9 protein-coding genes are annotated in these 26,116 nt (G+C 40.2%); 7 read left to right on the forward strand and 2 right to left on the reverse strand.

Translation table 11 applies throughout. From position 1 onward, the window contains the following. Positions 1 to 266 precede the first annotated feature (266 nt). The 5 genes from AABK36_RS23810 to AABK36_RS23830 all read left to right on the forward strand — a co-directional run bounded on the left by AABK36_RS23810 (position 267) and on the right by AABK36_RS23830 (position 21,586). Entirely contained in the window at positions 267 to 13,145 is a 12,879-nt protein-coding gene (locus tag AABK36_RS23810; RefSeq protein WP_338390363.1) for a tail fiber domain-containing protein, read from the forward strand. Positions 13,146 to 13,202: 57 nt separating this feature from the next. Continuing rightward, positions 13,203 to 14,375, forward strand: coding sequence for a T9SS type B sorting domain-containing protein (locus tag AABK36_RS23815; protein ID WP_309943292.1), 1,173 nt, complete (start codon positions 13,203 to 13,205; stop codon positions 14,373 to 14,375). A gap of 324 nt (positions 14,376 to 14,699) precedes the next feature. Continuing rightward, positions 14,700 to 19,085, forward strand: coding sequence for a tail fiber domain-containing protein (locus AABK36_RS23820; protein ID WP_338390364.1), 4,386 nt, complete (start codon positions 14,700 to 14,702; stop codon positions 19,083 to 19,085). Between the two features lie 57 nt (positions 19,086 to 19,142). Beyond that, positions 19,143 to 20,483 (forward strand): T9SS type B sorting domain-containing protein, encoded by a 1,341-nt coding sequence (locus tag AABK36_RS23825; RefSeq protein ID WP_309943287.1) that lies wholly within the window; start codon positions 19,143 to 19,145, stop codon positions 20,481 to 20,483. Positions 20,484 to 20,509: 26 nt separating this feature from the next. After that, on the forward strand, positions 20,510 to 21,586 hold the full coding sequence (locus AABK36_RS23830; protein ID WP_309943279.1) for a PorP/SprF family type IX secretion system membrane protein: 1,077 nt from the start codon (positions 20,510 to 20,512) through the stop codon (positions 21,584 to 21,586). 50 nt (positions 21,587 to 21,636) lie between these two features. On the opposite strand, the gene AABK36_RS23835 is transcribed toward AABK36_RS23830, so the two are convergent. Beyond that, complete coding sequence (locus AABK36_RS23835; RefSeq protein ID WP_309943276.1) at positions 21,637 to 22,551, reverse strand: DMT family transporter; 915 nt, start codon at positions 22,549 to 22,551, stop codon at positions 21,637 to 21,639. A gap of 201 nt (positions 22,552 to 22,752) precedes the next feature. Between AABK36_RS23835 and AABK36_RS23840 the strand changes: the two genes are divergently transcribed. Then, a complete protein-coding gene (locus AABK36_RS23840) occupies positions 22,753 to 24,300 on the forward strand; it encodes a hypothetical protein (RefSeq protein ID WP_309943273.1) in 1,548 nt (515 codons plus the stop codon). Positions 24,301 to 24,368: 68 nt separating this feature from the next. Continuing rightward, a complete protein-coding gene (locus AABK36_RS23845) occupies positions 24,369 to 25,478 on the forward strand; it encodes a class I SAM-dependent methyltransferase (RefSeq protein WP_309943271.1) in 1,110 nt (369 codons plus the stop codon). On the opposite strand, the gene AABK36_RS23850 is transcribed toward AABK36_RS23845, so the two are convergent. Further along, positions 25,475 to 26,068, reverse strand: a complete 594-nt coding sequence (locus tag AABK36_RS23850; RefSeq protein WP_309943270.1) for a thiamine phosphate synthase — start codon at positions 26,066 to 26,068, stop codon at positions 25,475 to 25,477. The genes AABK36_RS23845 and AABK36_RS23850 overlap by 4 nt on opposite strands. Positions 26,069 to 26,116: the final 48 nt, after the last annotated feature.

A 26,116-nucleotide genomic window follows, 5' to 3' on the forward strand; every position in this document is an offset into this window, starting at 1 on the left:
AACATTTAGGCTGTTTTTTTAAAAAAAATAAAAATCTTACATCTTCTTACATTTGCTATTTTATATTTTACAAATTTTTTTTTGAAAATTTTTAATTAAATAATTGTGTGATTTATACAAATCCTTAGTAAAAGTAATTTTATTCAGAATCTTAGTGTTTTTTTATCTCAAATATTACAAATCGTTAATTTCAAGTATTTTATTTGTATATTATGATACTATAATGATTTGTTTTTTAGATAGATATTTGATTAATACAAAAGCCTATGAGGAGAAGATTTACTATTTTAAAGAAATTCTTTTTACTATTTATTTTTATATCGCTTATAGTTTCCATTGATTCTTTAGCTCAAAATAATGTAGGAATTGGAACCTTGGATCCAAACCCTAATGCTGTATTGGAATTGGTGTCGCCTGGAAATGATCAAGGGTTGTTGATTCCTAGAATGAATTCAAGCCAAAGATTAAAGCTAGGTAATAAATTATCAAGTAGTGAGAATGGTTTAATAGTTTTTGATTTGACTGAAGATCATTTTTATTATTGGGATGGAAATTCATGGAGGATTATAGTTGAAAGAGAAGAATTGTTGGCATTATTGTCAACAAAGGCAGATTCTACAAGTGTTTATGATTTAATTTCACAAAATTTAGCAATAATTAATGCTAAACTAGACTCCAAATCGGACTCTGCAAGAATTTATAATTTGATCTCAAGCATCAACACAGACGACCAGCAATTGACATACGATGCGGCTACTCAGGTAGTGACTTTGGAAAATGGCGGCACGGTTGATTTGTCGGCATTGCTAGACAACACGGACGCTCAGCAGATTTCTTACGACGCTGCGAACCAAGTGATCAATTTGTCGAATGGCGGCCAGATTGCAATAGCTGATTTGGTAGGCGATATCAATACAGACGATCAGCAATTAACATACGATGCGGCTACTCAGGTTGTGACTTTGGAAAATGGCGGCACGGTTGATTTGTCGGCATTGCTAGACAACACGGATGCTCAGCAGATTTCTTACGACGCAGCGAATCAAGTGATCAACTTGTCGAATGGCGGTCAGATCGCGATAGCTGATTTGATAGGCGATATCAATACAGACGATCAGCAACTGACATACGATGCGGCTACTCAGGTTGTGACTTTGGAAAATGGCGGCACGGTTGATTTGTCGGCATTGCTAGACAACACGGACGCTCAGCAGATTTCTTACGATGCAGCGAACCAAGTGATCAACTTGTCTAATGGCGGCCAGATCGCGATAGCTGATTTGGTAGGCGATATCAATACAGATGACCAGCAATTGACATACGATGCTGCTACTCAGGTAGTGACTTTGGAAAATGGCGGCACGGTTGATTTATCGGCATTGCTAGACAATACAGATGCTCAGCAGATTTCTTATGATGCAGCGAACCAAGTGATCAACTTGTCTAATGGCGGCCAGATCGCGATAGCTGATTTGGTAGGCGATATCAATACGGATGACCAGAATTTAATTTTGAGCGGTTCTACTCTATCGATAGAAGATGGAAACGATGTTGACTTATCAAGCATCAATACAGACGACCAGCAACTGACATATGATGCTGCTACTCAGATAGTGACTTTGGAAAATGGGGGCACGGTTGATTTGTCGGCATTGCTAGACAATACGGATGCTCAGCAGATTTCTTATGATGCAGCGAACCAAGTGATCAACTTGTCTAATGGCGGTCAGATTGCGATAGCTGATTTGGTAGGCGATATCAATACAGACGACCAGCAATTGACATACGATGCGGCTACTCAGGTAGTGACTTTGGAAAATGGCGGCACGGTTGATTTGTCGGCATTGCTAGACAACACGGATGCTCAGCAGATTTCTTACGACGCTGCAAACCAAGTGATCAATTTGTCTAATGGCGGTCAGATCGCGATAGCCGATTTGGTAGGTGATATCAACACAGACGACCAGCAATTAACATACGATGCGGCTACTCAGGTAGTGACCTTGGAAAATGGCGGCACGGTTGATTTGTCGGCATTGCTGGACAACACGGATGCTCAGCAGATTTCTTACGACGCTGCGAACCAAGTGATCAATTTGACGAATGGTGGTCAGATTGCGATAGCTGATTTGGTAGGCGATATCAATACAGATGACCAGCAATTGACATACGATGCAGCTACTCAGGTGGTAACTTTGGAAAATGGCGGCACGGTTGATTTGTCGGCATTGCTAGACAACACGGATGCTCAGCAGATTTCTTATAACGCAGTGAACCAAGTGATCAATTTGTCGAATGGCGGCCAGATCGCGATAGCTGATTTGGTAGGCGATATCAATACGGATGACCAGAATTTAACCTTGAGCGGTTCTACTCTATCGATAGAAGATGGAAACGATGTTGATCTATCCAGCATCAATACAGACGACCAGCAATTAACATACGATGCGTCTACTCAGGTAGTGACTTTGGAAAATGGCGGCACAGTTGATTTGTCGGCATTGCTAGACAACACGGATGCTCAGCAGATTTCTTATGACGCAGCGAACCAAGTGATCAACTTGTCTAATGGCGGCCAGATCGCGATAGCTGATTTGGTAGGCGATATCAATACAGACGATCAGCAACTGACATACGATGCAGCTACTCAGGTAGTGACTTTGGAAAATGGCGGTACGGTTGATTTGTCAGCATTGCTAGACAACACGGACGCTCAGCAGATTTCTTACGACGCAGCGAACCAAGTGATCAACTTGTCTAATGGCGGTCAGATCGCGATAGCTGATTTGGTAGGCGACATCAATACAGACGATCAGCAACTGACATACGATGCGGCTACTCAGGTAGTGACTTTGGAAAATGGCGGCACAGTTGATTTGTCAGCATTGCTAGACAACACGGACGCTCAGCAGATTTCTTATGACGCTGCAAACCAAGTGATCAATTTGTCTAATGGCGGTCAGATCGCGATAGCTGATTTGGTAGGCGATATCAATACAGACGACCAGCAATTGACATACGATGCAGCTACTCAGGTAGTGACCTTGGAAAATGGCGGCACGGTTGATTTGTCGGCATTGCTAGACAACACGGACGCTCAGCAGATTTCTTACGACGCAGCGAACCAAGTGATCAACTTGTCTAATGGCGGCCAGATTGCGATAGCCGATTTGGTAGGCGATATCAATACAGATGACCAGCAACTGACATACGATGCTGCTACTCAGATTGTGACTTTGGAAAATGGCGGCACGGTTGATTTGTCGGCATTGCTGGACAACACGGACGCTCAGCAGATTTCTTACGACGCATCGAACCAGGTGATCAATTTGTCTAATGGCGGCCAGATTTCGATAGCTGATTTGGTAGGCGATATCAATACAGATGACCAGCAATTAACATACGATGCGACTACTCAGGTAGTAACTTTGGAAAATGGCGGCACAGTTGATTTGTCGGCATTGCTAGACAACACGGATGCTCAGCAGATTTCTTATGATGCTGCGAACCAAGTGATCAATTTGTCGAATGGGGGGCAGATCGCAATAGCTGATTTGGTAGGCGATATCAATACAGATGACCAGCAATTGACATACGATGCTGCCACTCAGATTGTGACTTTGGAAAATGGCGGCACAGTTGATTTGTCGGCATTGCTCGACAATACGGATGCTCAGCAGATTTCTTACGACGCTGCGAACCAAGTGATCAACTTGTCGAATGGCGGCCAGATCGCGATAGCTGATTTGGTAGGCGATATCAACACAGACGACCAGCAATTGACATACGATGCGGCTACTCAGATTGTGACTTTGGAAAATGGCGGCACAGTTGATTTGTCGGCATTGCTAGACAACACGGACGCTCAGCAGATTTCTTATGACGCAGCGAACCAAGTGATCAATTTGTCGAATGGTGGTCAGATCGCGATAGCTGATTTGGTAGGCGATATCAATACGGATGACCAGAATTTAACCTTGAGCGGTTCTACTCTATCGATAGAAGATGGTAACGATGTTGATCTATCAAGCATCAATACAGACGACCAGCAATTGACATACGATGCGGCTACTCAGGTAGTGACTTTGGAAAATGGCGGCACGATTGATTTGTCAGCATTGTTAGACAACACGGATGCTCAGCAGATTTCTTACGACGCAGCGAACCAAGTGATCAACTTGTCTAATGGCGGCCAGATTGCGATAGCCGATTTGGTAGGCGATATCAATACAGATGACCAGCAACTGACATACGATGCTGCTACTCAGATTGTGACTTTGGAAAATGGCGGCACGGTTGATTTGTCGGCATTGCTAGACAATACGGATGCTCAGCAGATTTCTTACGACGCTGCGAACCAAGTGATCAATTTGTCTAATGGGGGCCAGATCGCGATAGCTGATTTGGTAGGCGATATCAACACAGATGACCAGCAATTGACATACGATGCTGCCACTCAGGTTGTGACTTTGGAAAATGGCGGTACAGTTGATTTGTCGGCATTGCTGGACAACACGGATGCTCAGCAGATTTCTTATGATGCAGCGAACCAAGTGATCAATTTGTCTAATGGCGGGCAGGTCGCGATAGCTGATTTGGTAGGCGATATCAACACAGACGACCAGCAATTGACATACGATGCGGCTACTCAGATTGTGACTTTGGAAAATGGCGGCACGGTTGATTTGTCGGCATTGCTAGACAACACGGATGCTCAGCAGATTTCTTACGACGCAGCGAACCTAGTGATCAACTTGTCTAATGGCGGCCAGATTGCGATAGCCGATTTGGTAGGCGATATCAATACAGATGACCAGCAACTGACATACGATGCTGCTACTCAGATTGTGACTTTGGAAAATGGCGGCACGGTTGATTTGTCGGCATTGCTAGACAATACGGATGCTCAGCAGATTTCTTACGACGCGGCGAACCAAGTGATCAACTTGTCTAATGGCGGTCAGATCGCAATAGCTGATTTGGTAGGCGATATCAATACGGATGACCAGAATTTAACTTTGAGCGGTTCTACTCTATCGATAGAAGATGGAAACGATGTTGACTTATCAAGCATCAATACAGACGACCAGCAACTGACATATGATGCTGCTACTCAGATAGTGACTTTGGAAAATGGCGGCACGGTTGACTTGTCGGCATTGCTAGACAACACGGATGCTCAGCAGATTTCTTACGACGCTGCGAACCAAGTGATCAACTTGTCTAATGGCGGCCAGATCGCGATAGCTGATTTGATAGGCGATATCAATACAGACGATCAGCAACTGACATATGATGCTGCTACTCAGATAGTGACTTTGGAAAATGGCGGCACGGTTGATTTGTCGGCATTGCTGGACAACACGGATGCTCAGCAGATTTCTTACGACGCAGCGAACCAAGTGATCAATTTGTCTAATGGCGGCCAGATCGCGATAGCTGATTTGGTAGGCGATATCAACACAGACGACCAGCAATTGACATACGATGCGGCTACTCAGATTGTGACTTTGGAAAATGGCGGCACGGTTGATTTGTCGGCATTGCTAGACAACACGGATGCTCAGCAGATTTCTTATGACGCTGCGAACCAAGTGATCAATTTGTCTAATGGCGGCACGGTTGATTTGTCGGCATTGCTGGACAACACGGATGCTCAGCAGATTTCTTACGACGCAGCGAACCAAGTGATCAATTTGTCTAATGGCGGCCAGATCGCGATAGCTGATTTGGTAGGCGATATCAACACAGACGACCAGCAATTGACATACGATGCGGCTACTCAGATTGTGACTTTGGAAAATGGCGGCACGGTTGATTTGTCGGCATTGCTAGACAACACGGATGCTCAGCAGATTTCTTACGACGCTGCGAACCAAGTGATCAATTTGTCTAATGGCGGCCAGATTGCGATAGCTGATTTGGTAGGCGATATTAATACGGATGATCAGAATTTAACCTTGAGTGGTTCTACTCTATCGATAGAAGATGGAAACGATGTTGATCTATCAAGCATCAACACAGACGACCAGCAATTGACATACGATGCAGCTACTCAGGTGGTGACTTTGGAAAATGGCGGCACAGTTGATTTGTCGGCATTGCTAGACAACACGGATGCTCAGCAGATTTCTTACGACGCAGCGAATCAAGTGATCAACTTGTCTAATGGGGGCCAGATTGCGATAGCAGATTTGGTTGGCGATATCAACACAGACGACCAGCAATTGACATACGATGCAGCTACTCAGGTAGTGACTTTGGAAAATGGCGGCACGGTTGATTTGTCGGCATTGCTAGACAACACGGATGCTCAGCAGATTTCTTATGATGCAGCGAACCAAGTGATCAATTTGTCTAATGGCGGCCAGATCGCGATAGCTGATTTGGTAGGCGATATCAATACAGACGACCAGCAATTGACATACGATGCGGCTACTCAGGTTGTGACTTTGGAAAATGGCGGTACAGTTGATTTGTCGGCATTGCTAGACAACACGGATGCTCAGCAGATTTCTTACGACGCAGCGAATCAAGTGATCAACTTGTCTAATGGGGGCCAGATTGCGATAGCAGATTTGGTTGGCGATATCAACACAGACGACCAGCAATTGACATACGATGCAGCTACTCAGGTAGTGACTTTGGAAAATGGCGGCACGGTTGATTTGTCGGCATTGCTAGACAACACGGATGCTCAGCAGATTTCTTATGATGCAGCGAACCAAGTGATCAATTTGTCTAATGGCGGCCAGATCGCGATAGCTGATTTGGTAGGCGATATCAATACAGACGACCAGCAATTGACATACGATGCGGCTACTCAGGTTGTGACTTTGGAAAATGGCGGTACAGTTGATTTGTCGGCATTGCTAGACAACACGGATGCTCAGCAGATTTCTTACGACGCAGCGAATCAAGTGATCAACTTGTCTAATGGGGGCCAGATTGCGATAGCAGATTTGGTTGGCGATATCAACACAGACGACCAGCAATTGACATACGATGCAGCTACTCAGGTAGTGACTTTGGAAAATGGCGGCACGGTTGATTTGTCGGCATTGCTAGACAACACGGATGCTCAGCAGATTTCTTATGATGCAGCGAACCAAGTGATCAATTTGTCTAATGGCGGCCAGATCGCGATAGCTGATTTGGTAGGCGATATCAATACAGACGACCAGCAATTGACATACGATGCGGCTACTCAGGTTGTGACTTTGGAAAATGGCGGTACAGTTGATTTGTCGGCATTGCTAGACAACACGGATGCTCAGCAGATTTCTTACGACGCAGCGAATCAAGTGATCAACTTGTCTAATGGGGGCCAGATTGCGATAGCAGATTTGGTTGGCGATATCAACACAGACGACCAGCAATTGACATACGATGCAGCTACTCAGGTAGTGACTTTGGAAAATGGCGGCACGGTTGATTTGTCGGCATTGCTAGACAACACGGATGCTCAGCAGATTTCTTATGATGCAGCGAACCAAGTGATCAATTTGTCTAATGGTGGTCAGATTGCGATAGCTGATTTGGTAGGCGATATCAATACGGATGACCAGAATTTAACTTTGAGCGGTTCTACTCTGTCGATAGAAGATGGAAATGATGTTGATCTATCAAGCATCAACACAGACGATCAGCAATTGACATACGATGCGGCTACTCAGGTGGTGACTTTGGAAAATGGCGGCACGGTTGATTTGTCGGCATTGCTGGACAATACGGACGCTCAGCAGATCTCTTACGACGCTGCGAACCAAGTGATTAATTTGTCGAATGGCGGTCAGATTGCGATAGCAGATTTGGTAGGCGACATCAATACAGACGATCAGCAACTGACATACGATGCGGCTACTCAGGTAGTGACTTTGGAAAATGGCGGCACAGTTGATTTGTCGGCATTGCTAGACAATACGGATGCTCAGCAGATTTCTTACGACGCAGCGAACCAAGTGATTAATTTGTCGAATGGCGGCCAGATTGCGATAGCAGATTTGGTAGGCGATATCAATACGGATGACCAGAATTTAACCTTGAGCGGTTCTACTCTATCGATAGAAGATGGAAACGATGTTGATCTATCCAGCATCAACACAGACGCTCAGCAATTAACATACGATGCAGCCACTCAGGTTGTGACTTTGGAAAATGGTGGCACAGTTGATTTGTCGGCATTGCTAGATAACACGGACGCGCAGCAGATTTCTTACGACGCAGCGAACCAAGTGATCAACTTGTCTAATGGGGGCCAGATTGCGATAGCAGATTTGGTAGGCGATATCAACACAGACGACCAGCAATTAACATATGATGCAGCCACTCAGGTTGTGACTTTGGAAAATGGCGGCACAGTTGATTTGTCGGCATTGCTAGACAACACGGACGCTCAGCAGATTTCTTACGATGCAGCGAACCAAGTGATCAATTTGTCTAATGGCGGCCAGATCGCGATAGCTGATTTGGTAGGCGATATCAATACAGACGACCAGCAATTGACATACGATGCTGCTACTCATGTTGTGACCTTGGAAAATGGCGGCACGGTTGATTTGTCGGCGTTGCTAGACAACACGGACGCTCAGCAGATTTCTTACGACGCAGCGAACCAAGTGATCAATTTGTCTAATGGCGGCCAGATTGCGATAGCTGATTTGGTAGGCGACATCAATACAGACGATCAGCAATTGACATATGATGCGGCTACTCAGGTGGTGACTTTGGAAAATGGCGGCACGGTTGATTTGTCGGCATTGCTGGACAACACGGACGCTCAGCAGATTTCTTACGACGCAGCGAACCAAGTGATCAATTTGTCTAATGGCGGCCAGATTGCGATAGCTGATTTGGTAGGCGACATCAATACAGACGACCAGCAATTGACATACGATGCGGCTACTCAGGTGGTGACTTTGGAAAATGGCGGCACAGTTGATTTGTCGGCATTGCTAGACAACACGGACGCTCAGCAGATTTCTTACGACGCAGCGAACCAAGTGATCAATTTGTCTAATGGCGGCCAGATTGCGATAGCAGATTTGGTTGGCGATATCAACACAGACGACCAGCAATTGACATACGATGCAGCTACTCAGGTAGTGACTTTGGAAAATGGGGGCACGGTTGATTTGTCGGCATTGCTAGACAACACGGATGCTCAGCAGATTTCTTATGACGCAGCAAACCAAGTGATCAATTTGTCGAATGGCGGCCAGATCGCGATAGCTGATTTGGTAGGCGATATCAATACGGATGACCAGAATTTAACCTTGAGCGGTTCTACTCTATCGATAGAAGATGGAAACGATGTTGACTTATCAAGCATCAATACAGACGACCAGCAATTAACATACGATGCGTCTACTCAGGTAGTGACTTTGGAAAATGGCGGCACGGTTGATTTGTCGGCATTGCTGGACAACACGGATGCTCAGCAGATTTCTTACGACGCAGCGAACCAAGTGATCAATTTGTCGAATGGTGGTCAGATTGCGATAGCTGATTTGGTAGGCGATATCAATACAGATGACCAGCAATTGACATACGATGCGGCTACTCAGGTAGTGACTTTGGAAAATGGCGGCACGGTTGATTTATCGGCATTGCTGGACAATACGGATGCTCAGCAGATTTCTTATGACGCAGCGAACCAAGTGATTAATTTGTCGAATGGCGGCCAGATTGCGATAGCAGATTTGGTAGGCGATATCAATACGGATGACCAGAATTTAACCTTGAGCGGTTCTACTCTATCGATAGAAGATGGAAACGATGTTGATCTATCCAGCATCAACACAGACGCTCAGCAATTAACATACGATGCAGCCACTCAGGTTGTGACTTTGGAAAATGGTGGCACAGTTGATTTGTCGGCATTGCTAGATAACACGGACGCGCAGCAGATTTCTTACGACGCAGCGAACCAAGTGATCAACTTGTCTAATGGGGGCCAGATTGCGATAGCAGATTTGGTAGGCGATATCAACACAGACGACCAGCAATTAACATATGATGCAGCCACTCAGGTTGTGACTTTGGAAAATGGCGGCACAGTTGATTTGTCGGCATTGCTAGACAACACGGACGCTCAGCAGATTTCTTACGATGCAGCGAACCAAGTGATCAATTTGTCTAATGGCGGCCAGATCGCGATAGCTGATTTGGTAGGCGATATCAATACAGACGACCAGCAATTGACATACGATGCTGCTACTCATGTTGTGACCTTGGAAAATGGCGGCACGGTTGATTTGTCGGCGTTGCTAGACAACACGGACGCTCAGCAGATTTCTTACGACGCAGCGAACCAAGTGATCAATTTGTCTAATGGCGGCCAGATTGCGATAGCTGATTTGGTAGGCGACATCAATACAGACGATCAGCAATTGACATATGATGCGGCTACTCAGGTGGTGACTTTGGAAAATGGCGGCACGGTTGATTTGTCGGCATTGCTGGACAACACGGACGCTCAGCAGATTTCTTACGACGCAGCGAACCAAGTGATCAATTTGTCTAATGGCGGCCAGATTGCGATAGCTGATTTGGTAGGCGACATCAATACAGACGACCAGCAATTGACATACGATGCGGCTACTCAGGTGGTGACTTTGGAAAATGGCGGCACAGTTGATTTGTCGGCATTGCTAGACAACACGGACGCTCAGCAGATTTCTTACGACGCAGCGAACCAAGTGATCAATTTGTCTAATGGCGGCCAGATTGCGATAGCAGATTTGGTTGGCGATATCAACACAGACGACCAGCAATTGACATACGATGCAGCTACTCAGGTAGTGACTTTGGAAAATGGGGGCACGGTTGATTTGTCGGCATTGCTAGACAACACGGATGCTCAGCAGATTTCTTATGACGCAGCAAACCAAGTGATCAATTTGTCGAATGGCGGCCAGATCGCGATAGCTGATTTGGTAGGCGATATCAATACGGATGACCAGAATTTAACCTTGAGCGGTTCTACTCTATCGATAGAAGATGGAAACGATGTTGACTTATCAAGCATCAATACAGACGACCAGCAATTAACATACGATGCGTCTACTCAGGTAGTGACTTTGGAAAATGGCGGCACGGTTGATTTGTCGGCATTGCTGGACAACACGGATGCTCAGCAGATTTCTTACGACGCAGCGAACCAAGTGATCAATTTGTCGAATGGTGGTCAGATTGCGATAGCTGATTTGGTAGGCGATATCAATACAGATGACCAGCAATTGACATACGATGCGGCTACTCAGGTAGTGACTTTGGAAAATGGCGGCACGGTTGATTTATCGGCATTGCTGGACAATACGGATGCTCAGCAGATTTCTTATGACGCAGCGAACCAAGTGATTAATTTGTCGAATGGCGGCCAGATTGCGATAGCAGATTTGGTAGGCGACATCAATACAGACGATCAGCAACTGACATACGATGCAGCTACTCAGGTAGTGACTTTGGAAAATGGGGGCACGGTTGATTTGTCGGCATTGCTAGACAACACGGATGCTCAGCAGATTTCTTATGATGCAGCGAACCAAGTGATCAATTTGTCTAATGGTGGTCAGATTGCGATAGCTGATTTGGTAGGCGATATCAATACGGATGACCAGAATTTAACTTTGAGCGGTTCTACTCTGTCGATAGAAGATGGGAACGATGTTGATCTATCAAGCATCAATACAGATAATCAAATAATAGATCAATTTTCTTTAGTAAATAATGAATTAAGAATTTCACTTGAAAATGATGGTGAAGTGGCTAAAACAGTTGATTTGTCTACGCTAGATAATTCTGATTTAAGTCAAGATCATATTTTTATTGGAGATATTAATGGTAAAGCTGCGGAAGTAGCATATTATCAAACGCATTTTAAAATTGACCCAAGCCAAGGGTTTAAATTAAAAGAACAGTCGATTTCTGGAAGTTTGATACAATCTCAAGCAGTAAAGCCTTCAAAAGTATATGCAAATTATGCAGAGATATATGTAGGTACGGATAATAATTATATGGATGATATATTACTTGATTTAAATGTATTTGATTTGGATACAGTAAATAAAGTTCTGAGTTTGGATGCATCCATAATGAATGATAATGACACAGACCCGACTAACGAGTTGCAGGACTTTGTAATAACCGGGAATACATTGAGTATTTCTGGAAGTGGTACAAGCTTAAGTTTTGATAACTCTCATTTTGATTTGAATGCAAATACGATAAGTATTAAAGATGCAGCAATCTCAACAGGAAAAATCCAAGATGATGCTGTAGAACCTGAAAAAATTAGTTCTGGCTCTAGTGGACAAGTTCTTACAACGAATTCTTCTGGAGATGTAGTTTGGAAAGATCCATCAAGTACAGATATTAGTAATGCAAAATTCAAACTTAATGATAAAGGTTTTACAGTTTATCATGGAGATGAGTCAGGAGCTTTTAATGGAACTAGTAATTTTACATTAAATGATGACCATGAAATACATGGAGATACTAGGTATAATGGGAATCAACTGTTGAAAAGAACTACAGGAGAGTTGAATTATGGGAGTACTAGTGCATATAATGATCGTTTTGGTTATTACTCAATAAGTCAGTATGGAAGGTTGCACATGTATGGATATGACGGAATATACCTTGATGGAGGACTATCAGGTATTTATTTAAATTCAACACAAATTTATACAAGTGGAAGTTGGTGGAGAGCTTCAGATAAAAGGTTAAAAAAAGATATTCATTCTATTGAAAGCGCACTTGAAAAGGTCCTCAAGCTTAATGGAATGTCATATCATTGGAAAAAAAGTGATGAACATGAGTATGGTTTGATCGCTCAAGAAGTTGAGGAGATTTTGCCTAAATTAGTTTCAGTCAATCCTGATGGATTTAAGTCAGTAAACTATACCGGGATTATCCCATTTTTAATTGAGGCAATCAAGAAACAACAAACAATTATCGAAGACTTAACGATGAAATTAGCAAAAGGAGAAACGGATATCGAAAGCCTAAAAAGCGCGTTGGAGTTTCAAGCAAAGTCAATGAAGTTGCAATCTAAGCTAATTGACAAATTAAGTTCAGAAAATAAAGGAATGAAGTCGGATATTGAATTGATTAAACAACAATTACAGATATCAGGCAAGTGATAAAGAGTGAGAGGTATTTATACCTCTCTTTAATTTTCAAATTTTTAATAAAGAAATATGAAAGAAGCGATTTTATGCATCACTTGTCTATTTGGTCTAATCAAATCATTTGGGCAAGTAGTGAATACAGGAATCCCATGGTCTAACAGTGCAGAAGTGAAGATGAATATGGAGGTTTTAAACCAAGGGGAGCTTCATAATAAAGGGGATTTGCATGTTGCTAAAGACTGGGACAATCAAGCTGCTTTTGATGATGAAGGCAAGTTTTATGTAGTTGGCACCAACTCTCAATCAATAGAACATGGGAGAAATAATTTTAATAGACTGATTATTAATAACTCAGGAAGTGAAATATCCATTAGAGGTACTATTGGTATTATGACAAATCTCTCAATGATAAATGGATTTGTGAATATAACAGAAACTGACACTCTTTTTATTTATGAAAATGCGATAGTGCAAGGAGGAAGTCAAAACGCATATATTGATGGCAGGTTGTATCATGAAGGCCTGGGAGAAAAATGGTTCCCAATTGGAAAAGGCGATTTTTATTTGCCTGTGAAAATGAATATCGAAAAGGCAGATAATTTAATGCTCTCCATGGAGGCATTTGATGATAATACAGGAGCCCAAGCGGGCTTGAATGTCGATTTTGTGGACGAATCAGCTTATTGGGAGAAAAGAAAAGTTAGAGGTAATCTTGAAGAAGCATATATTGAACTCCCATATTATTTTGAAGATCCTTTAGATGTTGATCAATTGAATTATGTTATTGTTACAGAAGCTTTAGGCTTGCCTGGTCCATTTTATAAGATAGGTAATGGTGGTGTGACTGGTGATGGACAGGAAGGCTTTGTCAGGTCAGGAAATACAATTAGTTCAGGAGAAAGATATTTATATGCGGTTGGGTTAGGTGCAAAGTTTGAACAATATAGAATTGTTATACCTAATGCTTTAGCTCCATCAGCTGAAAATTATGAAAATCAAAGAATTAAAATATATTCCGAGGATATTGAAAGCGAAGATTTTTTGTTTGTAGTTTATGATAAAACGGGTAATATGGTGTACGAAACTACTGTTTTGGATCAAATGTTGCAAGAAGGTTGGAATGGCCAAAAATTCAATACAGATGTCATGATGAGAAATGGAGTGTATGACTATGTATTAAAATGTACTTTGAAAAGTGGCAGAAGAATAGAAAGAAAAGGGATTGTTAACTTAATAAATTAATGTTCAATTTAATTTATGAGTTAATATATGCTTAATGTTATTCCATCGGAAATATTCAATATTGATTAATTTAAGCCTCATCGAGATTAACTTTGGATAATTTAGTATGAATTGGAAACTTATAGAGCGATTATTGTCGCTCTATTTTTTTACCCATATTATAAATAGTGAATTGTTTATTGTCAATTTAGTAATAATTTAATTTTTTTTTATACTTAGATTGACTATCTTTCAGTCATATTATAAGATGAAATGTCACATATGTAATACTGTTAATATAATTTAACTAAAAATTTATCTTAGGAACACCTTTACACTACAAAAATGAATTCCAAATTTAACCCCCTAAAATTATTGGTTTCGGCGGGACTAATAACTAGTATCGCCTTTACAGGTGGCGATGTCATAGCTCAAAATAACGTCGGAATTGGCACGAATGAGCCTAACAAAAATGCAATACTGCACTTGGAGTCAAAAGACGGAAATCAAGGTCTTATTATCCCAAGATTATCAAATTCTCAAAGAGTAACTTTGGGGAATAATCTTTCATTAAAGGATGAAGGTCTAATGGTCTTTGATAATGACGAGGAAAAAATTTATTACTGGTCTGGTGATTTGAGTAAATGGATTCCAACTAATATCGGAGGCATCAAAAGCTTTGATGAAGAAAATGATCAGTTGGTATTAGTTGGTGGCGAAACAATTAGTGTTAAAAAGTATCAAAACCAAATTAATGATATAACCACTACTATTACGAATAAATTTATCGAAATAGATAATGAGTTAGTTGATTTAGATAATACTAAAGCAGACAAAACGGATCTTGATGATTTAACAAGTCGAGTTTCAGATAATGAGGTTAATATCGAAAACAATACAAACAGTATTACAACGATAGAGGGAAATATTGTTAATCTAGATGGTAGAGTTTCAACCAACGAAACAAATATCACACAGAATACAACGGATATAACGAATCTAGATGGTAGAGTTTCAACCAATGAAACGAATATCACACAGAATACAACGGATATAACGAATCTAGATGGTAGAGTTTCAACCAATGAAACCAATATCACACAGAATACAACAGATATAACGAATCTAGATGGTAGAGTTTCGGTAAATGAGACTAATATTGCTGATAATACTCAAAAGATAGATGATCATATACTTAATGATGGTGATTTAGATTCATCAAATGAGATTCAAGATTTAGCTTTGAATGGAAATCTATTATCTATTGAAAGCGGGAATAGTGTTGATTTAACTGCTTATTTAGATAATACAGACAATCAGAACCTTACTGCTGCAAGCTTGTCAGGCACAGAATTGACAATCTCTATCGAAGATGGAGATCCCGTTACAGTTGATTTGATAGATTTACAAGGAGAAGTAAACTCAGATGAGCAAGATTTGACATCAGCAGTATTATCAGGTACTGAGTTAACGATATCTATAGAAAATGGAGCTTCAACAACAGTAGACTTGGCTGCCTTAGAGGGAAGCGATAATCAATCAATTTCTTACGATGCAACATCGCATATTATTACTTTGGAAGATGGAGGAACAGTTGATCTTTCAGGCTTGGTAAGTTCTGATAATCAGAATTTAACTTCAGCAAGTTTGTCTGGCACAGAATTGACAATCTCTATCGAAGATGGAAATCCCGTTACAGTTGATTTGATAGATTTACAAGGAGAAGTAAATTCTGATGAGCAAGACTTGACATCAGCAGTATTGTCAGGTACTGAGTTAACGATATCTATAGAAAATGGAGCATCAACAACAGTTGATTTGGCTGCCTTAGAAGGGAGTGATGATCAATCAATTTCTTACGATGCAACATCGCATATTATTACTTTGGAAGATGGAGGAACAGTTGATCTTTCAGGCTTGGTAAGTTCTGATAATCAGAATTTAACTTCAGCAAGTTTGTCTGGCACAGAGCTGACAATCTCTATCGAAGATGGAAGTCCTGTTACAGTTGATTTAGCTGACTTGCAAAATGGCGTCAATTCAGATGAGCAGGATTTAACATCAGCAGTATTATCAGGTACTGAGTTAACGATATCAATAGAAAATGGAGCTTCAACAACAGTAGACTTGGCTGCCTTAGAGGGAAGCGATAATCAATCAATTTCTTATGATGCAACCTCTCACATTATAACTTTAGAAGATGGAGGAACAGTTGATCTATCAGGCTTGGTAAGTTCAGATAATCAGAATCTAACTGCTGCAAGCTTGTCAGGCACAGAGTTGACAATCTCTATCGAAGATGGAGATCCCGTTACAGTTGATTTAGCGGATTTGCAAAATGGTGTTAACTTTGATGAGCAAGACTTGACATCAGCAGTATTGTCAGGAACAGAGTTAACGATATCTATAGAAAATGGAGCATCAACAACAGTAGACTTGGCTGCCTTAGAGGGAAGTGATAATCAGTCAATTTCTTATGATGCAACTTCTCACATTATAACTTTAGAAGACGGAGGAACAGTTGATCTATCAGGCTTGGTAAGTTCAGATAATCAGAATCTAACTGCTGCAAGCTTGTCAGGCACAGAGTTGACAATCTCTATCGAAGATGGAGATCCCGTTACAGTTGATTTAGCGGATTTGCAAAATGGTGTTAACTTTGATGAGCAAGACTTGACATCAGCAGTATTGTCAGGAACAGAGTTAACGATATCTATAGAAAATGGAGCATCAACAACAGTAGACTTGGCTGCCTTAGAGGGAAGTGATAATCAGTCAATTTCTTATGATGCAACTTCTCACATTATAACTTTAGAAGACGGAGGAACAGTTGATCTATCAGGCTTGGTAAGTTCAGATAATCAGAATCTAACTGCTGCAAGCTTGTCAGGCACAGAGTTGACAATCTCTATCGAAGATGGAGATCCTGTTACAGTTGATTTAGCGGACTTGCAAAATGGCGTTAATTCAGATGAGCAGGATTTAACATCAGCAGAATTGTCAGGCACAGAGTTAACGATATCTATAGAAAATGGAGCATCAACAACAGTTGATTTGGCTGACTTAGAAGGAAGCGATAATCAATCGATTTCTTATGACGCAACTTCTCACATTATAACTTTAGAAGACGGAGGAACCGTTGATCTTTCAGACTTGGTAAGTTCAGATAATCAGAATCTTACTGCTGCAAGCTTGACAGGCACAGAGTTGACAATTTCTATCGAAGATGGAAACCCAGTAACAGTTGATCTAGTGGACTTGCAAAATGGCGTTAATTCAGATGAGCAGGATTTAACATCAGCAGTATTGTCAGGCACAGAGTTAACGATATCTATAGAAAATGGAGCATCAACAACAGTTGATTTGGCTGACTTAGAAGGAAGCGATAATCAATCGATTTCTTATGATGCAACTTCTCACATTATAACTTTAGAAGACGGAGGAACAGTTGACCTTTCAGGCTTGGTAAGTTCAGATAATCAGAACTTAACTTCTGCAAGTCTATCGGGAACTGAATTGACGATTTCGATTGAAGATGGAGATCCCGTTACTGTTGATTTAGCGGACTTGCAAAATGGTGTCAATACTGATGCTCAAGGAGTAGATTCTTTTACAAAAGATGCCAATGGTAAATTTGTCATCTCTTTAGATAATAACGATAGTGAAGCTACGCTTAATCCAATATCAGATAATAAAGTGCTTGTAGGTACTATACAAGGAACAGTCGAAAAAGGATTTGATAGTGATCAATTTGATATCTCAGGTACAGATATAAAATTAAATGCAGAAACAGGGACGGATGGTCAAGTCTTGAAAATTGTCGGAGGAAATGTAGAGTGGGCTGATAATGATGCTATGCCTACTCTTGCTGATGGAAATATGTGGATTGGAAATGCAGGCACTGCAACTTCTAGAGCTTATAATACAAATCATTTTTTCTTGAATGGAAGTAGTCAATTCTCTTTGAATAATGTTCCTTATGCTAAAGTAACCACAGGAGGTTCATCAGACAATGGTAAAGTTTTAACTGTTAAAAATGGAATAGCATCTTGGGAAAGTTCTACCACTAATGGAGATATAAATACTGGTGATATCAAAGGAACAGGAAATGATGGAATCAGAAGTACTATTAATATTGGAGGAACAGACCCATATTGTGATGTTGAATTAAGAGTCAATGGTAATATTTATATGGCTAAAGATTGTGGTGTTGGAGATATTTCCAATGTCAGATACTTTACTAGTGAATATATTAATGCTAATGAGAATGGAACAACTATTAGCGCTGCTGGAGATAGAGTAAGAATTCAAGATGCTTTAGAAGTTTATGGGTTTATTTGGGCTAGTGGAACAATAAACACATCTGATGAAAGACTCAAATCAAATGTAAATACTATTTCAAATGCACTAAATACTGTTATGAAATTGAGAGGAACTTCTTACAAATGGAAATCTTCAAATAAACAAGACCTAGGAGTGATAGCTCAAGAGGTTGAAAAAGTATTACCATCATTAGTTCATACAGATGAAAAAGGGTTTAAAGCAGTTAGCTACAATGGCCTGATCCCAGTCCTAATCGAAGCGATCAAAGAACAACAACAGATCATCGAAGGTTTGAAATCTGACAACGCTTCAGCAGAAGCTAAGTATGAGGAAGTAAAAGCTCAGAATGACGCATTGTTGAAGGATATTGAATTGATCAAGCAACATTTGCAGATCACCTCAAAATAAATCGTTTGTGAGGGAGATTACCTCCCTCCTTTCTTTACCTAAAACGAATTATTTACTATGAACAAAAATATCATACTGGGAAGTTTGGGTTTATTGGCTTTGACGTCTTTTGGCGCTAATGCTCAAACTCTTCAAAATAATGGCCAGCATATTTATGTTAGCGATCAGGCGATATTGCATGTCAATGGTGATTTGTCAAATACAGGAACTATTGAGAATAAAACCGGAGATATAAAAGAAGGCGGCAATATGACTGTGGTTGGAGATTTCTCCAATCAAAATCAATATAGCTCAGAATTAGGGAATTTGATTGTTTCTGGTTCTGTTGTTAATGCTCCAACTGCGAAAATAGTGAATGATCATGAAAATGGTCAAATTGTTGTCGCAGGTGATTGGTTGAACCAAGGAGGCTATGAAGGCGAAGGCTGGATAGAACTTAATGGGGATGACCAGTTGGTAAGTAATAGCGGAATTGATATAGCTCAATTGCAAACAAGTGGAGCAGGTAATAAAAATATCGAGGGCGACCTTAGAATTACTCGCACATTTCAGTTAGATGCTGGTGTCTTCTTCACTGGAGAGTCGAATAAGATGATTTTGGGAATTGATTCCGAGGTCATAGAATCGCTTGACGGAACATCATTTGTTGATGGAAAATTATATCATGAGATAAGAACCGAGGAAATGTATTTTCCGCTAGGCAAAAATGGAAGGTATTTGCCTGCATCAACTATTGAAGTTACTGGGAGTACAGGCACATTGCTAGCTTTGGAAGCATTTGACAGTAATCCTGACCCAAAAAATGGATTGAATATCGACGATGTGGTTGAAACATCAAGATGGGAAAAAACTGTTGAAGGCAAGTTGGAAAGCGGAAAGATTACTATTTCTTTTTCTTCAGAGGAAGGCATGACAAATCCAAAAGGTTTGAAAGGAATCGTAGTAGCTGAAGCTAGAGAAGTTGGAACAGAATTTAGAAGTATGGGGTATTCAGTTCAAGCTGAAGATCTTTATGAGAGTTTTGTAACCAGTGCAAAGCATTTTGATACTGAGCTGGCTTTCAATGTTTATGCAGTAGGACTGGACTATTCAGACAAGGATCCATTTTACATACCTAATGCTTTGACACCATTGGCTAATGATTCAGAGGATCAATCAGCGAGAATTTATTCTCAATTTATGACAGAAAAAGAATTTTCTTTTATTGTTTATGATAGATGGGGGAATAAAGTTTTCGAATCGAATTCTATTGAGTATATGAGAAATACCGGATGGAAGGGAGAAAATCAGGCGACTAAATCCGATGCCCTAGCTGATACTTATGATTATGTATTGATTGGCGAGCTGGAGAATGGTAGACAAATTTCCGGCAAGGGAGTTATAACTGTTTTAAGATAAATTAATTCATACTCGAACTATTTATTATGAATAAGAAAAATTACATAAAGATAATAGCTTGGATTGGATTGATGGTTTTTATGACAGTCCAAGCGAAAAAAACGGTAGCGCAAGACGCTTCATTTTCGCAATATTATGCGGCGCCGTTATTGCTTAATCCTGCGCTTTCGGGAAACCAGACATCGACTTACTTTGGAGCGAATTATCGCCAAAAGTGGAGAGATAAGAACTTTCCGATCAATCAAATGCAGTTTTCAGCAATACACCCGATAATCAGCAAAAGAGGTATGAAACATAATCACTTGGGTGGCGTAGGAGTATCTTTTTACAATGAAACATCTGGTAATGAGAGAGCTCTTAAACAAACAAGTGTGAGATTGAATGCCGCTTATAATTTGTTTTTTGACAGAGGAAATCAGAAGATTTCTTTTGGCATTAACGGTGGATTTGGCCAAAGATCTTTTGATTACGCTAATCTGAAATGGGGAACACAGTACGATAACTATTTTGGATATAATCCAAGTATACAGTCTTCTGTAGAGCAAGACGGTTTGTTGAATGATAGAGTTAGCTATCCAGTATTTGGTGGTGGAGTTATGTGGTTTTACTCTCCTAAATCAAGAAGAGGCAAAGCGCATGTTTCTTATTTTGCAGGATTTTCAGCTGAAAATTTAAATCAACCGGATGTTTCCTTTACAAGTGCTGAAGGTTCAAAGCATGAACTTCCAGTATTATACAAAGTGAATGCGGGTATCAACTTCACTCCCGCTTCTGAGTTATTCAAAATTTCACCAAACTTGCTGTATCAGTCAAGAGATGGTCAAGATCAGTTGAATATTGGAGCATATGGAACTTACTACTTGAGTAGCTCAAAGTTTCGCAAGGACTTCAAAAGTTTGATTATTGGAGCTTGGTATCGTGTTAATGACGCATTTATAATGAATGTTGGCTATGAAACCCCAAGATACTCTGTGGGTGTAAGTTATGATACCAATACTACTTATTTGGATTATAATCTGGCTGGAGGTTCGGCTTTGGAAGTATCGCTTTCATATAAGCTAAAGCGAAAGAAAAAGCAGAAATTTAGCACTCCAATGATGTAATATATTATCTAGTTTAAATACTTAAGCTGTCCCGAAAGGGATGGCTTTTTTTATGCGTTTTGATTTTTTGAAATGATATATATTCCAGTTAATACGAGCACCCCGCCAGGGAGCAAAGTAATTGAAGGAGTCTCGTTTAAGAACACAAAAGCATAGATTGTTGCGAATACGGGCTCGAGAAGAAGTATGCTTGTAACCAATAAGGTGGGCAAATGCATGCTGGAAAAACTAAAACCTAATGTTGGCAGCATAGTCGCTATTAGTCCTAGACCTACGTAATAAACAATTTCATCAAAATTTGGCTCTTGTATATTTTGCAGATTAATAGATAAAAGTGAAAAGCAAAGAAAAGCCCCAATGATAGAGGCAACGCCAGTGGTAACAAGAATGTCCGGAGCTTTTGAGGCTTTTTTAAGCCTTGAGTATGTTGTTGAATAAACGGCTAACAGGGAAGCGACTCCTAATGCAGCTAGATTGCCTGATATATGATCTACTTCTTTTTGAGGCAAGCCGAATATCTCCGGAGACAAAACAATGAACACTCCAATGAAAGCCATGACGAAGCCTAATAATTCTGTACGCTTGATTTTCTCCCTTTTTATTAATTTATAAATAAATATAAAAATGGGAGTTACAGTCATTAGCAAGGCAGTTTCTCCAATGGGAGATCTTGTATAAGCGTATGTTGCCAATAAATAGCATGTATAGAAAATTGCTCCAAGAATAAGCGTATGGCTTTTAGAGAATTGTCTGAAAAGTTCGGAGCTGTTATTGCTAAACAGTATCATTGGAATTATGACTATAGCTCCTATAGCCATTCTTATGGAAGCAATACTCAGATAATCCGTGTGAGGCAATAAACGTATAAAAATGCCGGAAGCACCCCAAGCCATAACAGTGCAAATTGCGATGCTGACTTTTTGGTTGCTGATTGAGGGTGTAGCGGTTTTTTCCATTTTTTTCATTAGTGGGAAATGCATTTAATTGACATGATAAATGTCAATTTCAAAACTAGAAATGCTTGCTATCGTTCAGTCTTATCCATTAAGATTTGAATATTTGCGATAATTTTTTTTCATATCGATTTATTTTAGCGGATAAGAAAGATATTTACTGAACGCTATTTAATTATTCAAGTTAAACGTAAAGGACGAACGAGGGGTGATATGGTGTATGAAGGTAAGTCTTGGCAAGCACGGAATAATAGAATAAAAGCATCAAAGCTTAGATCAGGTCTTGCAAGAGCGCCCATTCAAGCGATGATGAGAAGGTTCTTCAAGAAGGATGGTGATGACGATGAGAGAAGAAGACAGCATAGGCATCCGCCCAGAGTAATTCCCATGGATCGCTTGAGTATATTTGAACAATCGGATGATTATGTTAGAATTGATACTGAAAATGGGCAGCAACCATTCTCACAGCCTCAACAAACTGAAGGAGCTTCTCTTGTTGGAAATGGGCAAGATGACAGGCCTCCAGGTTATGATAGCCATACTGATTTCACTGAAACGTATGTGCATAGGGCTGTTCAAAGTGGACAGACGCCAGATCCGCAAACGTCGCAAGTTGCTCCTTTATATGATAGGCACAGAGAATTTACCGAGACATATAGAGAAAGACAAGGCATCGCACCTGGACAAAGTTCTAGTGTAACTTCAGATCATGTTTCTCCTTCGCCATTGTCAAGCTTGCCGGTCATTGGCTCTTTGGTAAACATGTTTTCAGGGCAAAGTAGAAGGCAAAGATCTGCTCAACCAAATCCTACGAGGAGTTTATCAACTATAATTGAGCAGGAAGACCGACCAGTTTCTGCGAGACCATCAAATTTACCTACTTGGTCTATTCCTTCGGCATCTCCAAGCGAGACATTGTCAGAGAGACTGATGCGCCAAAAAACAGAAGCGACAAGAAAAAAGTATTCTTCTGCATCGGATATGCCAACAGGATATTCAGGTGAAGGGCCAGAAGTCTTTGATAGAAGAAATTTTCGCAAGCATTTTGACGAACCTAAAGAGGCTAATGCAAGCTATTTGGAATACTTACATTTCTATAGATCAAGAGGACATCACTTTGTAAAGCATCTAGGCTTAGCCATATCGCCAGAAGGAACGGATGATTATTATTTGACGCATTTATACGAGCAATTTTCACAAGACTTATTAATAAAGTGTAGAGAGTTAATCGCTGAAAACCCTTCGTGCGGGCCGAAGGAAATTCTGAAATTGTTGTTTGCAGAGGCTCATGCTATGAATCAAAGTAATGGAGGAATGTATAATCGCCAGTATTTGGAAGGTCTTTGTCATTTAGCTTACCATCAATATGTTGATGAAGAAAGAAGCCTTAGAAGTATCAGTCGCAGGTCTGAATTCGCTAAAATGGATGTGAATGATACCGACTTTTTGGATACAATAATGGAATTTGACCCTGATACGATTACTGATGATGTATTAAGAACCAAAGGCGTTGTTTCTCCTATGGATTCGAGCGAAGCAAGAAGAAAACAATTGGCAAGGAAGTATAAGGATTTATATTTTTCAACAATTAGAAATGCCCGACAAAACAGGATGCATGAAAAGAGACATGATGATGCTATGTCCGAAATCATGATGTTTATTAAGTCGCAATTGCTATTTCAATATGAGGAGCTTTTCAATGATCATGTGGTGGAAGGTTTGGCTCTTAGGATTCTTTTTGAGCTCAGAGAGAAGAGATGACAATGTTTTGATAGTGTCATTTTTCGAATTTATTTTAACTTTGCCCACTACAATTTGAAGCTAGGAAGATGAAAGAGTATATAGGAAGCAATTCAAAATATAAGTTTGATAGATATCCCAAATCAAATAATAGATCCCTGCAACCATGGAATGCCGGAAATGAGCTTGTACTAGAATATTTGGAGGAAAACAATTTCGATGAGGTTTCTCCTTTGATTTACAATGACAGGTTTGGGTTCTTTCTTGTCAACTTGAATGGGCAGGAACCTTTGATGGTTTATAATTATCGTTCTCAATTGAAATCATGGACAAATAATCTAAAACTTAATCAGCTTGAGAATTTATATTTTGACACTATGAGTCCTTTGGACGTTGAGCTTGGGTTGAATGCTGATTTGGCCATAATTGACATACCAAAATCATTGGAACTTTTTGAATTGTATTTGATTCATGCTTCTTCTCATTTAAGCAATGATTGCACAGTAATTTGCTCATTTATGACCAAGCATTTTTCACCTAAAATGCTTAAAGTTGCCGAGAAATATTTTGAGAATATTACTCAAAGCAGAGCAAAAAAGAAATCCAGACTTTTAATTTTGAAAAGCAAAAAAGAGCTTAGCTCAAATATTTCGGACTGTGTAAATGAAATAAAGCTAAAAGAGGGTAATAGTTTGCATCAATACTATGGAGTATTCTCTTCAGGTGGCGTTGATATAGCAACGCAGTTTTTTATCGATGAAATGTTGTTGAATGAAGAGCAAAAAGTGCTGGATTTAGCATCTGGAAATGGAGTGATTGGGTATGAAATAAGCAAGAAACTTCCAAATGCTGAATTTCATTTTTTGGATGACTCATTATTAGCGATAGCTTCTTCCAAAATCAATTTGAAAGATAAAAACGCTCGTTTTTATTTTGAAGATACTTTGGATAAACTCGATGACAATAATTATGATTTGGTGGTTTCAAACCCTCCTTTTCACTTTGAGCATGAGAATAATATCGAGGTTGCGATAAGCTTGTTTGAAGAAACAAAAAGAGTTCTTAAGAATGGAGGCAGTTTTCAATTGGTCGCCAATACGCATTTGAACTACAAAACGCATTTGACTAAAATTTTTGATGAAGTGAATATTTTAGCTGATAATGAGAGGTTTGTTGTTTACAAATGCATTAAAAGTTAATTGAACTTTTCTTCCCATTTTACGATGTCTTTCCATGCAATAAGAGGATCTTGGCTATTCCAGATAGCGCCTAGCAAGGCGACGCCATCAAACCCCATGGAAAGGCATTTATGGATATTCATTTTGCTTATTCCCCCCAGAGCAATAGTTTTTTTAGGTGTATTCTCAAGAGATTCTATCAGTTCATTGTCAATAAATTTGCTGGAATATCCTCGTTTGGAAATAGAGTTGAATACTGGACTAAGGAAAACATACTCGTATTTTCCTTTATCGGATTTATACTCCTCCAAGGTATGAAAGCCCGTAGATGCTTTATGCTTTCCTTTATAAGGGTTTGGGGCTAGCTTTCTCGCATACTCTGTAAAGTGTATGCCTCCCAAGTTATACTCGTTGGCTAGCTCATGATAGTGGTGAAGTCGAATTCTTGGATGAAATTCTTCGGGTAATTTGTTGAGCCATTCCCGATATTGCTCAATAGTCGCTTGTGGTTTTCTCAGATGCAAGATACCCAAGTCTCTTTCAAAGAGTTTGACGATCAAATCTAACTCTTCATCAAAAAAATCTGGTCTTGTAAACAGAATTATTTCCATTGCTCACTAAAGCTATCTAAATTTAATGGGAATGTACTATCTTTATTG

Source organism: Aureibacter tunicatorum (genome assembly GCF_036492635.1).
In the GTDB taxonomy this organism is placed as follows: domain Bacteria; phylum Bacteroidota; class Bacteroidia; order Cytophagales; family Cyclobacteriaceae; genus Aureibacter; species Aureibacter tunicatorum.